Annotated in this window: 16 protein-coding genes; 5 read left to right on the top strand and 11 right to left on the bottom strand. The window is 64.2% G+C overall.

The window, feature by feature from the left end; translation table 11 throughout:
• Window positions 1–66 precede the first annotated feature (66 nt).
• Both BM190_RS31675 and BM190_RS31680 read right to left on the bottom strand, forming a co-directional pair.
• A complete protein-coding gene (locus tag BM190_RS31675; protein WP_092261576.1) occupies window positions 67–1,173 on the bottom strand; it encodes an efflux RND transporter periplasmic adaptor subunit in 1,107 nt (368 codons plus the stop codon).
• 313 nt (window positions 1,174–1,486) lie between these two features.
• The gene (locus tag BM190_RS31680) at window positions 1,487–2,830 is read right to left on the bottom strand and encodes an MFS transporter (RefSeq protein ID WP_092261577.1); all 1,344 of its coding nucleotides are present in this window, start codon (window positions 2,828–2,830) and stop codon (window positions 1,487–1,489) included.
• 78 nt (window positions 2,831–2,908) lie between these two features.
• Here BM190_RS31680 and BM190_RS31685 point away from each other — a divergent pair, with 78 nt between their 5' ends.
• Window positions 2,909–3,355, top strand: coding sequence for a ribosomal maturation YjgA family protein (locus BM190_RS31685; RefSeq protein ID WP_177237411.1), 447 nt, complete (start codon window positions 2,909–2,911; stop codon window positions 3,353–3,355).
• A gap of 90 nt (window positions 3,356–3,445) precedes the next feature.
• Here BM190_RS31685 and BM190_RS31690 read toward each other — a convergent pair whose 3' ends face one another.
• From BM190_RS31690 to BM190_RS31700, 3 genes are all read right to left on the bottom strand, one after another.
• Window positions 3,446–4,612, bottom strand: coding sequence for a winged helix-turn-helix domain-containing protein (locus BM190_RS31690; RefSeq protein WP_092261579.1), 1,167 nt, complete (start codon window positions 4,610–4,612; stop codon window positions 3,446–3,448).
• 126 nt (window positions 4,613–4,738) lie between these two features.
• Complete coding sequence (locus tag BM190_RS31695; RefSeq protein ID WP_026202897.1) at window positions 4,739–4,993, bottom strand: hypothetical protein; 255 nt, start codon at window positions 4,991–4,993, stop codon at window positions 4,739–4,741.
• A gap of 120 nt (window positions 4,994–5,113) precedes the next feature.
• Window positions 5,114–5,359 carry a hypothetical protein gene (locus BM190_RS31700; protein ID WP_092261580.1) on the bottom strand — a complete coding sequence of 82 codons (246 nt, stop codon included), beginning with the start codon at window positions 5,357–5,359 and terminating at the stop codon, window positions 5,114–5,116.
• A gap of 552 nt (window positions 5,360–5,911) precedes the next feature.
• On the opposite strand from BM190_RS31700, the gene BM190_RS31705 reads away from it, so the two are divergent.
• The gene (locus BM190_RS31705; protein ID WP_092261581.1) at window positions 5,912–6,553 is read left to right on the top strand and encodes an OmpA family protein; all 642 of its coding nucleotides are present in this window, start codon (window positions 5,912–5,914) and stop codon (window positions 6,551–6,553) included.
• 47 nt (window positions 6,554–6,600) lie between these two features.
• On the opposite strand, the gene BM190_RS31710 is transcribed toward BM190_RS31705, so the two are convergent.
• On the bottom strand, window positions 6,601–8,031 hold the full coding sequence (locus tag BM190_RS31710) for a phospholipid carrier-dependent glycosyltransferase (protein ID WP_092261582.1): 1,431 nt from the start codon (window positions 8,029–8,031) through the stop codon (window positions 6,601–6,603).
• A 51-nt stretch (window positions 8,032–8,082) separates the two neighbouring features.
• Between BM190_RS31710 and BM190_RS31715 the strand changes: the two genes are divergently transcribed.
• A complete protein-coding gene (locus BM190_RS31715) occupies window positions 8,083–8,784 on the top strand; it encodes a FecR family protein (RefSeq protein ID WP_177237412.1) in 702 nt (233 codons plus the stop codon).
• Between the two features lie 2 nt (window positions 8,785–8,786).
• A complete protein-coding gene (locus BM190_RS31720; protein WP_177237413.1) occupies window positions 8,787–9,935 on the top strand; it encodes a hypothetical protein in 1,149 nt (382 codons plus the stop codon).
• 111 nt (window positions 9,936–10,046) lie between these two features.
• Here the strand turns inward: BM190_RS31720 and BM190_RS31725 are convergent, their stop codons facing one another.
• From BM190_RS31725 to BM190_RS31735, 3 genes are all read right to left on the bottom strand, one after another.
• Window positions 10,047–10,535, bottom strand: coding sequence for a VOC family protein (locus BM190_RS31725; protein WP_092261585.1), 489 nt, complete (start codon window positions 10,533–10,535; stop codon window positions 10,047–10,049).
• 41 nt (window positions 10,536–10,576) lie between these two features.
• Window positions 10,577–11,005, bottom strand: coding sequence for a VOC family protein (locus BM190_RS31730; protein ID WP_018323240.1), 429 nt, complete (start codon window positions 11,003–11,005; stop codon window positions 10,577–10,579).
• A gap of 116 nt (window positions 11,006–11,121) precedes the next feature.
• Window positions 11,122–11,634 (bottom strand): cupin domain-containing protein, encoded by a 513-nt coding sequence (locus BM190_RS31735; RefSeq protein WP_007606929.1) that lies wholly within the window; start codon window positions 11,632–11,634, stop codon window positions 11,122–11,124.
• 129 nt (window positions 11,635–11,763) lie between these two features.
• Here BM190_RS31735 and BM190_RS31740 point away from each other — a divergent pair, with 129 nt between their 5' ends.
• Entirely contained in the window at window positions 11,764–11,982 is a 219-nt protein-coding gene (locus BM190_RS31740; protein ID WP_026202894.1) for a CsbD family protein, read from the top strand.
• Window positions 11,983–12,149: 167 nt separating this feature from the next.
• Here BM190_RS31740 and BM190_RS31745 read toward each other — a convergent pair whose 3' ends face one another.
• Together BM190_RS31745 and BM190_RS31750 are read right to left on the bottom strand one after the other, a co-directional pair.
• Window positions 12,150–12,614 carry an FKBP-type peptidyl-prolyl cis-trans isomerase gene (locus tag BM190_RS31745; RefSeq protein WP_018323238.1) on the bottom strand — a complete coding sequence of 155 codons (465 nt, stop codon included), beginning with the start codon at window positions 12,612–12,614 and terminating at the stop codon, window positions 12,150–12,152.
• A 60-nt stretch (window positions 12,615–12,674) separates the two neighbouring features.
• Window positions 12,675–14,966 carry a xanthine dehydrogenase family protein molybdopterin-binding subunit gene (locus tag BM190_RS31750; protein WP_092261586.1) on the bottom strand — a complete coding sequence of 764 codons (2,292 nt, stop codon included), beginning with the start codon at window positions 14,964–14,966 and terminating at the stop codon, window positions 12,675–12,677.

Genomic DNA, 14,966 nt, shown 5'->3' on the forward strand with positions numbered 1-14,966 from the left:
CACGACGTAACTCGACTTCTTCTGTCATTCCGGGGCGCCCGCAGGGCGAACCCGGAATGACAGGAACTAGAAAGACAGCGACGAGACAACCCGCACCCGCTGGGCCGGATCGAGCTTCTGCACACCGAGCGCGACGATCTTGGCGCCCTCTTCCACACCGCCGGTGATGACGACGTCGTTGCTCTCGTAGGACTTCACTGCCACCGGCTTCAGCGTGAGCGCACCGTTGTCGTCGACGACGTAGAAGGACGGCTTGCCGCCTTCGTTGAACAGCGCCGACAGCGGCAGCCGCGCAACGCGCTCGGTCCCGGCGTCCGACAGCGTCAGCGTCGCGGTCATGCCGAGCGCGACCTTGTCGTCGGCCTCCGGCAGCGAGAACTTTGCAAGATAAGTACGCGTGGCCGGATCGGCCGTCGGCGCGATCTCGCGCAGCTTGGCCGTATACTTCTTGTCCGGCTCGGACCAAAGGGTGACGCTGGCGACGCCCGACTTGGCGCGTCCGACCAGCGTCTCAGGGATCGCGACGACCGCTTCCTTTTCGGCAAAGCGGGCGACACGGATCGAAGCCTGGCCCGCGGAGACCACCTGGCCGGGCTCGATCAGCGTTGCAGTGACGACGCCTCGGGCGTCGGCAACGAGCGTCGCGTAGGAAAGGGAATTCTTGGTCAGCTCGACCGAGCGGACCGCACGATCGAGGCGCGCACGGGCCTCATCGGCAGATGCCCGGCTCGAATCCAGCTGCGCGTCGGTGGTCCAGCCCTTGGCCTTCAGATCCTTGGCGCGCTGCTCGGCAGCGGCGGCCTGGGCCAACACGCCGGTCGCGGCGGTCTGCTCGGCGACGGATTGCTCGGCCTGGAGCTTCAGGTCGACCTCATCGAGAGTGGCGAGCGGCTGGCCGATTTCAACGGTCTGGCCGACTTCCACGAGGCGCTTGGCGACCTTGCCGGCAACGCGGAAGCCGAGGTCACTCTCGATCCGGGGCCGGATGGTGCCGACGAAGCTGCGCTCCGGCGTCTCGGCATCATAATGGGCGGTTGCGACCAGAACCGGCCGCGGCGGCTCGGCTTTCTCGGCGACGGTGTCATTGCACCCGGCAAGGCTAGCCGCCATCAGGGCTAACGACACACCTGCCAACAGCCTGGAATAGCTCGACAAAACCGACCGGACGAACATCGAAGGACACTCCTGCATCTCGAATGAGAGGAATGTCGACTAATCACTGATAAAAGTCAATAATCGTCAGTCATCAGGAATGCGTGATCGTTGAGGGGTAGTAGCGAGGCGGAGATTGTTGTCAGGAAGGTCCCATCGTAGGGCTAGACAGAGGCGATGAGCCTGGATGGAGCGCAGCAGGCCTCAGCTCAGACGCCGTAGGGTGGGCAAAGGCGCGCTAGCGCCGTGCCCACGATCTCTCAGTTGAGGATCACAATAACGGTTTGGTGGGCACGCTTTCGCTTTGCCCACCCTACGAGACTGGTCGCTCGGCTTACCGCCCCTGCCCGGCGAACTCATGCTTGCTGTCGTGGCCGCCGACGAACACCAGGATGCCGGCGATCAGGGGCAGCACTGCGAGCACCAGCAGGCCGGTTGAGGTCTGGCCGGTGGCTTCCTTGACCCAACCGATCAAATAGGGCCCGCCGAAGCCGGCGAGGTTGCCGATCGAGTTGATCAGGGCGATGGCGCCGGCGGCCGCGGTGCCGGAGAGCCAGGCGGTCGGCAGCGTCCAGAACACACCGAAGCAGCAGAACACGCCGATCGCGGCAACCGTCAGCAATACCATCGTCATGGTGGGATCCGTGAGATAGGAGGAAACGGCGAGCGCGACGGCGGTGAGCAGCAGCGGCGCGCCGACATGCTTCACGCGCTCGCGCGTCGCATCGGAGTGACGCGCCCACAGGATCATGGCGATGGTGCCGAACAGATACGGGATCGCGGTGACGAAGCCGGTCTGCGCGTTGGTCAACCCGAACGCCTTGACGATCTGCGGCAGCCAGAACTGCATGCCATAAAGCGCGCCGACGAAGCCGAAATAGATCAGGCTGAGCGCGATCACCTTGGGCGAGGACAGCGCCTCGCCGAGCGAGAAATGCTTCACCGCCTGCTTGGCGGCGATTTCCGAATCGAGCTTCGCCTTCAGCCACGCCTTCTGCTCGGTCGACAGCCAATTCGCCTTCTCCGGCTTGTCGGTGAGATAGAACCAGGTGACGATGCCGAGCAGCACCGAGGGGATGCCCTCGATGATGAAGAGCCACTGCCAGCCCTTGAGGCCCATCGCACCGTCGAGCCCGAGCAACAGGCCCGAAATCGGCGCACCGATCACGGTCGACACCGGCACCGCGATGGCGAAGGCCGCAAGGAAACGGGCGCGATATTCGGCCGGATACCAATAGGTGAGATAGAGGATGATGCCGGGGAAGAAGCCGGCCTCGGCGACGCCGAGCAGGAAGCGCAGGACATAGAAGCTCGTGACGCCGCTGACGAGCGCCATCAGAGCGGAGATGATGCCCCAGGTCACCATGATGCGGGCGATCCAGCGGCTGGCGCCGAACTTCTCCAGCGCGAGATTGCTCGGGACCTCGAAGATGAAATAGCCGAAGAAGAAGATGCCGGCACCCCAGGAAAAGATCAGCGGCGTGAACTTCAGCTCCGCATTCATGGTCAGCGCAGCGAAGCCGAGATTGACGCGGTCGAGATAGGAGAAGAAGTAGGCCAGCACCAGGAACGGAATCAGGCGCCAGGAGATAGCGCGGATCGTCGAGGTCTCGATTTCCGACTTGTTAAAGTTCTTGGCCGCGTCGGCGGAACCGGCATAGGTCGTGGTCTGGCTCATGGCTTCCCCCAGGGTTGTTGCTTTTATGGGCTGGTTGCGGTTTTCAGCATCGCGGGCGAAGAGTCAATGGAGCGAGCAATGCACGGGACGCAGCCGGATAAACCTGTTGCGCTGTTACGGACATCGCTGATCCGCGCCGCCCTCGCGCTCGCGGTAATCGTCTGCGGGCTGTCGCTGCGCTGGTACGGCTTTCCGCTCGGCCTGCCCGCCTTCGTCGTGAAGTATGGCGGCTCGCTGTTGTGGGCGACGATGGTGTTTCTGCTGGTCGGGGTTTTGCTGCCCCGGCTCACCCGGACTCAGATTGCGGCGATCGCCGTGGTCATCGCGGTGGTGGTCGAATTTTCCCGACTGGTGCATACGCCGTGGCTCGATGCGTTCCGGCTGACCACGGCCGGCGCACTGCTGCTCGGGCGCATCTTCTCGCTGTGGAATCTGGTGGCGTATGCGGTTGGGATTGCGTTCGGCGTCTGGATCGATCGGCTCGCCACGACGCACGCTCTCGTAGGGTGGGCAAAGGCGTCCTAGCGCCGTGCCCACGTCTTCTCATCAAATAGGCAGAGGTGGGCACGCTACGCTTTGCCCACCCTACGAGACCGACGCCGTGGCAATCAGCCTTCACTCCGCCAATTGAAACCGCTCGAAGCGATCAAGCTCCTCCTCGATCACGCGCTTGAGCTCCTTGCGCCCCACCGTCTTCTTGCCCTGCCCGACCCAGGTCCATTTCTGCATCAGCAGCTTCTTCGCCTGCCGGTCGGTCTTCAGATCAAGCGCGGCGATGATCTCGTCGCCGACCAGTACAGGTAGCGCAAAATAGCCGAGCTTGCGTTTGGCCTTCGGCACATAGGCCTCGAACAGGTGGTTGTAGCCGAAGATGAGACTGGTGCGTTTGCGCTGGATGATCAGGGGATCAAACGGCGAGAGAATGTGGACGAGATCAGGCGGGACCGCCTCGCCGTTCACCTCCAGCGCGGCCGGCGCCGCCCAATGCTCCTGCTTGCCGGCGCCGTCGATCGCAACAGGCACGAGCTCGCCGCGGCGGACGCGGGAGGCGATCAGGCCGGCCACCGCCTTCTTGCGCGGCGCGTCGAGATGGCAGATCGAATCCAGACTCACCACGCCCTGCGACCGCAGCGCGCGATCGAGCAGATAGGTCGTAATCTCCCTGGCCGAGGCTGGCCTCGGCAGCGTGTCCCAGCCGAAATGCCGCGTCATCAGCTCATAGGTCTTGAGCATGCCCTGCCGCTCGCTGATGGTCACGGCGCCGGTATAGAAGGCGAGCTGCAAGGCCCGCTTCGAGGGCTTGCGGCTCTGCCACAGATGCTCCTTCTCGGTGAGCACGTCGTCCTCGATATCGCGGATCGTCAGCGGCCCGGCGCGCACCAGCCGCATCACCTTGCGCGTGTCGGCGGGCTTCACCGAGGCGAACCATTTGTGCCCTTCGCGGCGGTGCTCGCGCATCGCCGGCAGGAAGAAGCGGAAGTCGCCGGCGGGTACGTAGGAAAGCGCGTGCGTCCAATACTCGAACACGCTTCTGTCGACGCTCTGGGCGTGGCGCAGATCGGCGCGGCGATAGGACGGGATACGGCTGAACAGGATGTGGTGATGGCAGCGCTCGATCACGTTGATGGTGTCGATCTGCACATAGCCGAGATGAGCGACCGCGTCCGCGACGGCCTGCGCTCCCTCGCCGAACGGGGCGCGTTCATCCAGCCGCTGGGCATGCAGCCAGATCTGCCGGGCCTGTGTCGTGGTGAGGTGGAGCGGTTTGGGCGCGCGTGACATTGCGGGGAGGAATGTAGCGGGATTCGCGCCAAGAAAAAGAAGAAGAAAAAGAAGACCTCGAGGCAGCAGTAAAAAAACCGCGCTGCCATCTGCTGACAGCGCGGCCGGATGCGGGGCGCCTCGCGCCTACTTCATCGTCATCGCCTTCTGCGACTTCATGTAGTGCATGCAGGCGCTCTTCATCTTGCCGTTGCTCATGTCCGTGTTGGCCATGGCCATTTCCTTGTTCGCCGCCATCTTGGCCGGCGTGTCGGGCGTACCGCCCATCATGGCTGCTGACTTCATCATGTTGTCCTTGGTGCACGCCATCATCGCGGCGGACGCGGGGGACAGCGAAAGGGTGAACGCGACAAAGGCCGCGAACGTGAGCAAGATCTTCATCGAAAAGTCTCCTCCGTAAAACAAAACCGGCGTCATGCCGGCCTTCGCAATTACGTATTCTCTCGCGCTGACGTTTCGCGGAGAAGACAATTTTCTTGCTGCGGTGCGAAGGCGGAGGGCCTAGCGGCCATCCTTCGGGGTCTTGGGCCGGTCCCCGAGGCTTCCGGTGGCGACATCCGGCTCGCACAGGGCCTTGCCGCGCCCCTCCGCCTGGCAGCGATAGACGCTGCCGGTGAGGCGGTCGACCAGCCACACGTTCTCCTCGGTCGGCGCTTCGAGCCCGACATAGCGGGAGGTCAGCCCCGTGATCAGGGTCGACAGCAGGATCGCCACCGCGATCATGGCCGCACCGATATAGATGGGCATTGAGCTCAGGGACACTGTCCGATCCGGCGGGCCGCTGCGATTGAAGTAGTCACGCTGATAGTCACTTGGCCTCGGCACTGGACGGAACTCGGCTCCTTCACTCGGCAATTGGCGGGGGCAAATCCTGCTAGGCGCGCATCTGGCCGATTTCTTGTTCGCGGCCGGGCCGTGCGGCGACGGCTTTGCGACGATCGGTGTGCAAAGGTTTCCCGCACGCCTGCCGGCCCTCGCCGGCGCTGGAACCTTTGGCCAGCACCTCCCCACCGGCACGGAAGGAATGAGCCTGCTCGCAGCGTGATTTCAATCACACGGGGGATTGCCGCCGTTTGAACCCACGCGGCGGAGGATGCGACCACTGCTATTGGGACCATCGGCCCCACCCGCGGAGCAGCCGCGAAACGCGCCGGTTCACCGCCCGGGACGCGGAGAAACACCCGAAAATGAGCCTGAGAGCGCTGTCGCCACAGTGACCAAGATCACATCAGGGCTTTTGAACCCGCCCTATGCTCGCAGCATCAAATCGCTATCAGGCGTAACAACGAGGATACGACAATGACCCGTTTTGATAAGTTCTTTGGACTGAAGGCGATAACTCTCTCCGCCGCGCTGTCGATGACGGCGGGCCTGGCTTTGGCCGGTGACAACAATGTCTCCACAGGCCAGATCCTGGATGCACTGAAGCCGAAGCCGGCGACCCGCGGCCTGTCCGCCGGTCCGCAGACCGATCCGGCGGTGCAGGCCAAGGAATCGACATTCCTGAATACGGTACGCAACCGCTCGACCCGGTCGCTCTCGACGGGCGAGCGCGAGCAGATCGCCGAACTCGCCGCGACCAAGCCGAAGATCGACCTGGAGATTCAGTTCGACTACAACTCGGCCGATATCGCCAAGACCTCGATGACCTCGGTGCAGGCGCTCGGCAAAGCCCTGTCCGATCCGGCGCTCAAGGGCTCGACCTTCGTGGTCGCCGGCCACACCGATGCGACCGGCGGCGAAGAGTACAATCAAGGGCTCTCCGAACGGCGCGCCGACACCATCAAGAAGTACCTGGTGCAGAACTACGGCCTCAACGCCACCGATCTGGTCACCGTCGGCTACGGCGAGACCAAGCTGAAGGACACTGCCAACGGTGCCGACCCGGTCAACCGCCGCGTCCAGGTCGTGAACATGGACACCAAGACCGCATCGAAGTGATCTCTAACTGATCCATACGCCGCCTGCCGCCCCGGCAGGCGGCGATGTCATATCCAGCTCTGGAACAGCATCAGCCGGCCGAAGCTCAGCATCGACGTGCCGATGAAGGCCGCAGAGATAGGCAGCATGACCGCAAAGCCGATCGCAGCGACACCGACATAGGCCCACAGCAGCCAGTGCGGCAGGCCGTCCCGGCGCAACACATAGACCAGCGCGAGCGACGCCGCGGTGGCGGCCGGCATATAGTAGTAGATGAACCCGAGCGTACGCGGCAGCAATGCCCATGCAAGCCAGGGACCGAAATAGAACGCCGCGATCAGGAACGCATCCCACCGGCGCAGCACGATGAAATCGCGCAGCACGAGCGCGAGTGCGAGCAGAGCCGGCCACAACACCAGCGGATTGCCGAGGAAGACGATTGCGGAGACGTTGTCCTCCCCCGTCTTGTCGAACAGGAACCACACCGGGCGCGCGAGCAGCGGCCAGGATGGCCATGCGCTCATATAGGTGTGTCCGGCGATCGCGGTCGTCGTGTTGTCGGCGAAAATCCGGCGCTGCGCCTCGATCAGATCCGGCAACGACACGCCGTAGAGCGGAACGAAAGCCGCCAGATAGGCCACGCCTGGCAAGACGGCGAAGCAGAGCGCGACGTGGTGCAGCCTCGAGCCGGGCCAGAGGTCCGGCCGATACCAGTCGTCCGGCTTCGCGTCGGCGAACAGCGTGCGCCAGCCCTGCATCAGGCGGATCACCGCGACGATGAGGATGCAGACGCCGAGCGGAAACAGGCCGCTCCATTTGCAGGCTGCGGCAAGACCGAACAGAGCGCCCGCGAATGCGAACAGTGCATGCGGTCGCTCCCTGCGAAAGCCATGCATGAAGGCGGCGGTCGCGAGCAGACCGAATCCGAGCGCAAAGATGTCGAGCATGGCGATGCGCGCCTGCACGTAGAGCATCTGATTGAAGGCCGCGATCAGCGCCGCGGCGATCGCGGGCCCTTGCGCGGAGAACAGCGCGAGGCCGCACAGATAGATTGCGACGATCGCCAATGCGCCGAACAATGTCGCAGGGTAACGCCAGCCGAGCGCGTTGTCGCCGAAGGCCGCGATCGAGGCCGCGATCAGCTCCTTGGCCAGCGGTGGATGCATCGGATTGAGCATCGGCTGCGACATCGCCGGTGCCAGCATCTGCCGCGCCGCCGGCACGTAGTGCACCTCGTCGAAGACGAACTTTTCCGGCGTCGTCAGTCCGATCAGCAGCGCGAGATGGGCAGCTAGGAAAATAGCGACAGCAATCACTGCGCTTCGCGACAATCTCGGAACTGCAGACCGTTCAAGCGGCTGCTGTGGGGATGTTTTGCGTGGCAAATTTGCGTCACCGCGGACAAAAATAAGGATCGCGGTTTTCATTGAACGCATTCCGCCGCGACTGTCACTAAGCATAACGCACGTCCCGCGCCGCTTGTGATAATTTCGCCACATCAGAAGCGCGCGCGATCCGGTACGATCAGGGGCACATCGATCGGTTGTGAAATGAATTTGCGTTTCTGGCTTTTCCCCGCCCTGTTGTCGGCCGCACTGTGCGCGGCGCCCGCTGCGCTGGCGCAGACGCGCGTCGGCGAAGCCGTCGTGATCCAGAACGAAGTGGTCCGCGTGGCCGCGGCCACCACGCCAATCAGCGTCGGCGACAGCATGCTGCGCGACGAGACCGTGCGCACCGGGGCCGACAGTGCCGCGCGCTTCGTGATGGCCGACAGCACCAATCTGTCGCTCGGCCCCAGCGCCACGCTCAAGCTCGACCGCACCGTCTTCAACGACGAGCACAGCTATCGCGACGTGGCGATCCGCATGACAACAGGCGCGTTCCGTTTCGTCACCGGACATTCCGAGAAGACCGCCTACAAGATCACGACGCCGCTTGCGACCATCGGCGTGCGGGGCACCACGCTCGACATCCTCTCGCAGCGGGGACGCTCCGTCGTCGTGCTTCAGGACGGCGCGGCGAGCGTTTGCACGACGAGCTCACAATGCGTGCAGCTCACCCAGCCGGGCGACACCGCAATCATTACATCGACCGGCGGCAAGGTCAGCATCACCAAGACCAACACGCCGCCCTGGACCTTCGCCGCCAACTGCGCCGCAAGTGCCGGGCTGTGCGCGGTAAACCAATATGCCGGCGCCTCGCCGACCATCACGCCCGCCGTCCAGGACGACGGCATGCTGTGCGGGCGCTGACGATGGCGCCGCTCAATTTTCGGCTCTTCGCCCTCACCGGCCTGCTGACCGTGGCCGCTGCACTTGCGTTTGTCGCGCTCGACATTCGTCCCGCCGTAGCTCAAGCGACCTGCGAAATCGGATGCGGCGAGCCGACGCCCTACCCGACCTATTCACCGTCTCCGACGCCGACATATTCGCCCTCACCCTCCCCTTCGCCGAGCCCCTATCCTTCGCCGTCGCCGAGTCCATATCCGTCGCCGAGCCCGACACCGACCGGCGCCGATACCAGCGGCAATTCGATCGGCGGCCTCGCGGGCCAGCGCTTCAACCAGATGATCACCAACCGGGTGCTCGGCACGGTCCTGCTCGGCGTCAACGAACAGATCAATTGCAGCGACTGCATCAGCGCGTTCGGCTCAGCCGGCTCGTTCTCGGCCGGCATCCACGGCCGCAAGGAGCTCACCAACAATCTGTCGCTGCTCGCCGGCATCGCCTACACGCATTACAATGAGGGCGGCTACAAGATCACGAGCGCGCCGATCGGCGCCTTCGCGCTCCGCTACGACTTCACCGATTGGGGCTCGTCGCGTCCGTTCTTCGACGTCGGAACGATCCTGACGCCGTGGGAGAAGGCGCGCTACACCCGCAGCTACAATACCAGCCTCGGTCCGGTGAGCGTGACGAGCTCGACCAACGCTTCGAACTATGCGGTCTACGGCCGCGCCGGCTGGATGAGCCGCGTGTCGCCGCGCGACGAGGTCGCAGCTTCGATCGAGGTCTGGCAGCTCTGGCAGCGCGTGTCCGGCTATAGCGACAATGCCGTGGCCTTCAACCCGTTCGACGCCACCATCGCGACCGGCACCGACCGCACCAGCCTGGTCAAGATCGGCGGCCAGTGGACGCATCTGTTCGGCAGCAACGTCGAGACCAACATCAATGGCGGCTGGGTGCAGTCGTTTGCGAGCCACAGCGGAATCGTCGCCACCGTGACCGGCGACGGCGTGGTGGTGCCGACCATGGGCAACCAGGGCTGGTTCGAATATGGCGGCCGGCTCGGCTTCCGCGTGCAGAAGGGCTGGGTCGTAGACCTTTTCGCCAACGGCACGCTCGGGCCACAGCCCGTCGGCAGCACCATCCACGGCGGCGTGGGGCTGCGGATAAATTACTGAGGCAGCTTCGTAGGGTGGGCAAAGCGAAGCGTGCCCACCACCTCTCTCAACTGGAGACGGATCGTGGGCACGGCGCAAGAGCGCCTCTGCCCACCCTACGGCACCTCGCCGTCACGCCGCCGACTTGCCCTCGAACGCGCGGCGCAGCGCGTCGACGTCCAGCTTCACCATCTTCATCATTGCCTGCATCGCGCGCGCGGCCGCTGCCCTGTCCGGGCTCGACAGGAATTCGAACATCACCTTCGGCACGACCTGCCAGGCCACGCCCCAGCGATCCCGGAGCCAGCCGCATTGCTCTTCCTTGCCGCCATCGGCGAGGAACGCATTCCAGACGCTGTCGACCCGGGCCTGGTCGTCGCAATGGATCATCAGCGAGATGGCGTGGGTATATTCCATCTTCATCCCGCCATTGAGCGCGACCAGCGGCTGACCGGCGACCGTGAACTCGACGACAAGCACGGAGCCTTCCTTGCCGGAGGGGCCGTCCGAAACATTGCGCTGAACGTGCGTGATCGCCGAATTCGGCACGAGCGAAACGTAGAACTTTGCGGCTTCCTCTGCATCGCCGTTGAACCACATGCAGGGTACGACCTTGGACATCGTGAATGCTCCTCGTTGGTTTAGCGTTCGACGGACTGCGATCAGGCATTCGCCATGGCGGGCTGCGGAGGGACAGCCGCCATGTCCAGCCAGTTCACACCCCACATGTGGCCATCCGGATCCTCGAAGCTGCGGCCGTACATGAAGCTGTATTCGTCCTTCGGGCTGGGATCGGCCACCCCGCCTGCCGCCTCTGCCTTGCCGACAATCGCGTCGACCTCGTCGCGGGTGTCGGCGGACAGGCAGAACAGCGCCTGGTTCGAGGTCTTGGCATCTGCGATCGGCTTCGGCGTGAACTGGCGGAATTTGTCGTGGGTCGCCAGCATCACGTAGATGGCCTCGGAAAAGACCATGCAGCTCGCCGTGTCATCGCTGAATTGCGGGTTCCGGGTCGCGCCGACCGCCTCATAGAAGGCGGTCGCACGTTTGAGGTCGGTCACGGGAAGATTGAGGAAGATCATCCTGGGCATCGGAAGCTCCTTGGGCGGGTTCTGCCCAAGGACGGACTGCCGGGGGCCCACCCGACACGGCTTCCGAATATTTTTTCACCCCCGGAGACGATCGCGCCTCCCACGGCAGGGCGGTCTTACTTCTTCTCGTTCGGATCCCGGTGGATGGGGTCGACCCACAGCACGGTCTCGGGCTTCTCGACCGGCTCGATGTCGAGGTTGATCGCCACCGCCTCGCCGTCACTGCGCACCAGCACGCATTCCAGCACCTCGTCCGGGCTGGCGTTGATCTCCTGATGCGGCACGTAAGGCGGCACGAAGATGAAATCGCCGGGGCCGGCCTCGGCGGTGAATTGCAGGCTCTCGCCCCAGCGCATCCGCGCCTTGCCCTTCACGACATAGATGACGCTTTCGAGATGGCCGTGGTGGTGTGCACCGGTCTTGGCATCCGGCTTGATGCTGACGGTGCCGGCCCACAATTTCTGGGCGCCGACGCGCGCGAAATTGATCGCGGCCGCGCGGTCCATGCCTGCCGTCGACGGCACGTTGGTATCGAGCTGGTTGCCGGGAATGACGCGCACGCCGTCATGTTTCCAGCGATCGTCGTGATCGTGGTCATGGTGGGAATGCGAATGGTCATGGCCGGTCATGGGACTTGCTTTCTGTTGGTTCCGTGCGCGGCAACCTAACCCGAAGCCGCACTCGCGAGCCATGCCAAAATCGGAACCCTCGTAGCTGCGGGACGTTTGTCTTTGCGAGCAAAATGGATGGAGAGTTTCATGGGTAGCACGACCGACAAGATCAAGGGTAACGCCAACGAAGCGATCGGCAAGGCCAAGCAGGGCATCGGTGAAGCCACCGGTTCCGAACGCATGAAGGGCGAAGGCGTGGTCCAGGAAGTGAAGGGCAAGGGCCAGCAGGCGATGGGCGATGCCAAGGACGCCGCAAAGGACGCGATCGATCGCGCGGCGGCCGGGGCAAAGCGCGCGACGGAATAGCGCGCGCAGGACTGAACGCGAAAGACCGGCCGAAAGGCCGGTCTTTTTGTTCGTGTCGATTATCTCCGTCATGGCCGGGCTTGACCTGGCCATCCACGTCTTAGCAGCACGAAGAAAGAACGTGGATGCCCGCGACAAGCGCGGCCATGACGACGTGGAGACGTCAGTTATTTCACCGCTAGCAATTCGACGTCGAACATCAGCGTCGCATTCGGCGGGATCACGCCGCCGGCGCCGCGGGCGCCGTAGCCGAGCTGCGGCGGGATGATCAGCGTGCGCTTGCCGCCGACCTTCATCGAGGCCACGCCCTCGTCCCAGCCGGCGATGACACGGCCCTTGCCGATCGGGAATTCGAACGGCTCCTTGCGATCGACGGAGCTATCGAATTTCTTGCCCTTCTGACCGTTCTCATAGAGCCAGCCGGTATAGTGCATCACGCAGATCTGGCCGGGCTGCGGCGAGGCACCGGTGCCGACGGTGGAATCGATGATCTGCAAGCCTGAAGCTGTGGTCATGGTCTTTCCTGCGGTCTGGGCCGAGGCCGTGGTGGAAACGAAATGCGACACGCCCGCGATCACCGTGATCGCGAGTGCCGACATCAGGGTGAGGAGCGCGCGCTGGAAACGCTGCATAAGGCACCTTCCGTTTGAGGCGGAAGGTGTCTAGCGCAACGCGGGTGCTGTTTCCACCCCTCACACCTCGATATTTTCCAGCCGAACCGGGAGCTTGCGGATGCGCTGGCCGGTGGCATGGTGGATCGCGTTGCAGATCGCGGCATTGGTGCCGACATTGGCGAGCTCGCCGAGGCCCTTCACGCCGACGGGATTGATGCGGTCATCCTGCTCGGAGAGCAAAATGACCTCGACGCCGGCGACGTCCGCATTCACGGGCACGAGGTAGTCGGCAAGATTGTCGTTGACGTAGCGCGCATTGCGCTCATCGATTTCGGTGGCCTCGAGCAGTGCCGAGGACATGCCCCAGATCAGTCCGCCCATCAGCTGGCTACGCGCTGTGCGCGGATTCATGATCCTGCCAGCCGCAAACGCACCGACGAGGCGAGGACAGCGGATTTCGTGGGTGAAGCGATTGACACGGACCTCGACGAACTCGGCGCCGAACGCATAGGCGATCTGGTCTTTCATGGCGTGACCACCAACGAGCCGCACCTGCCCGTTGTGCATGGCGCGGAAGGAATCCAGCGGCGCGCCTTCCGGCTTCCACTCGCCATATTCCTCGACGACGCCGACACCGAGCGCATCGAAGGCCTTCTCGATGTCCAGCGGACGATCGCCCTTCGCCGCTTGCGTGGCCGGCGTCTGGCCAAGACCCACGGTCTCCTTGGCCCGGTCGGTCAGGCTTTGAGCCGGCATCGCGGCCTTGAACAGGCGCTGGCGAATCTGATCGCACACCATCATCACCGCCGAGCAGGTGCTCGCGGTCGAGTTCGAGCCGCCGGCAACCGGCGCCGGTGGCAGATCGCTGTCACCCATGAAGACGGCGACTTTCTCGAGGGGCACGCCGAGCCGTTCGGCCGCGGTCTGGGCGATGACCGTATAGGCGCCGGTGCCGATCTCGTGGCCGGCGATCTCGACCCGGGTCCGGCCGTCGCGCTGCAGGCGCACGCGCGCGGCCGACGGCCCCATCTGCGTCGGATAGCAGGTCGCGGCACAGCCATAGCCGATCAGCCAGTCGCCGTCCGACATCGATTTCGGCTGCGGCGAGCGCTGCGCCCAGCCGAAGGCCTTGGCGGCCTCGTCGAAGCACGCCATCAACGAGCGCGAGGTGTAGGGCTTGCCACCGATCGGCTCGTTGGTGGTGTCGTTGATGCGCCGAAGCTCGACCGGATCCATGTTCAGCTTGACCGCGAGCGCGTCCATCGCGCTCTCCAGCGCAAACAGATACGGCACCTCCGGCGGCGAGCGCATGAAGCCCGGCGTGTTGCGGTCGGCACGCACGATCGACACCAGGCTGTCGACGTTCGGGCAGGCATAGAGCCGCGTCGTCGTCTTGGTGCCGCCGACGCAATAGGCGTCGGCGCGCGAGGAGACCTCGGCGCCCTCATGCCTCAAAGCCAGCAGCTTGCCATCCCGGTTTGCGCCAAGCTTGATCTCCTGGCGCGTCTCGGCACGGTGGGTCGTAATGGTGAAACCCTGATCGCGGGTCGGGACCAGCTTGATCGGGCGGCCCAGGCGCTTGGCGATGCCGGCGATGATGGCGGTCCGCGGCGTCATCGAACCGCGCGAACCAAAGCCGCCGCCGACATAGGGATTGACCACGCGCACCTTGTCGGCGTCGATGCCGAGCTGCTCGGCGACGCCGTTCTTCAAGCCATAGACGAATTGGCTGCCTTCGTAGATGACGAGATTGTCGCCCATCCAGGCGCAGCTCGTCGAAAACAGCTCCATCGGATTGTGGTGCTGCGTCGGCGTGTCGTAGGCGGCGGTCAGCTTGACCTCGGCCGCATCGAATGCCTTGGCGAAATCGCCGACCGCGGGGTCTTCCTTGAACTGCGCGTTCTGGCCCTTAGCGGCTGCCGTGGTCGTTCCCGGCGAGTCGAAGCTCGCGCTGGGCGCGGTGGCGGTGTAGCTGACCTTGACACGATTGGCGGCCTCGCGCGCGGCCTCGTAACTCTCCGCGACAACGACAGCGATGATCTGGCCGTCATGGGCGATGTCGGCCGACTTCAGCGGCTGGATCGTGGTCCCGGCATAGCCGCCATTGCTGAACAGCTTCGACTCCTTCAGCTTCGGGGCGTTCTCGTGGGTGACGATCTCGATCACGCCGCGGACGCGCTTGGCGTCATCGAGATCGAAACGGTCGATGCGGCCCTTGGCAATCGCACTGGTGAGCAGGAATGCATAGGCCGGATTATCCAGCGGCATGTCGGACGCATAGGTTGCCCGTCCCGTGACCTTTGCAGCCGCATCATAGCGCGGCACGGGCTGGCCCATATTCGCCTTGGGCGAGGGAGCTGCAGCGGTCAT

This window comes from Bradyrhizobium sp. Rc3b (assembly GCF_900114915.1).
Lineage (GTDB): Bacteria > Pseudomonadota > Alphaproteobacteria > Rhizobiales > Xanthobacteraceae > Bradyrhizobium.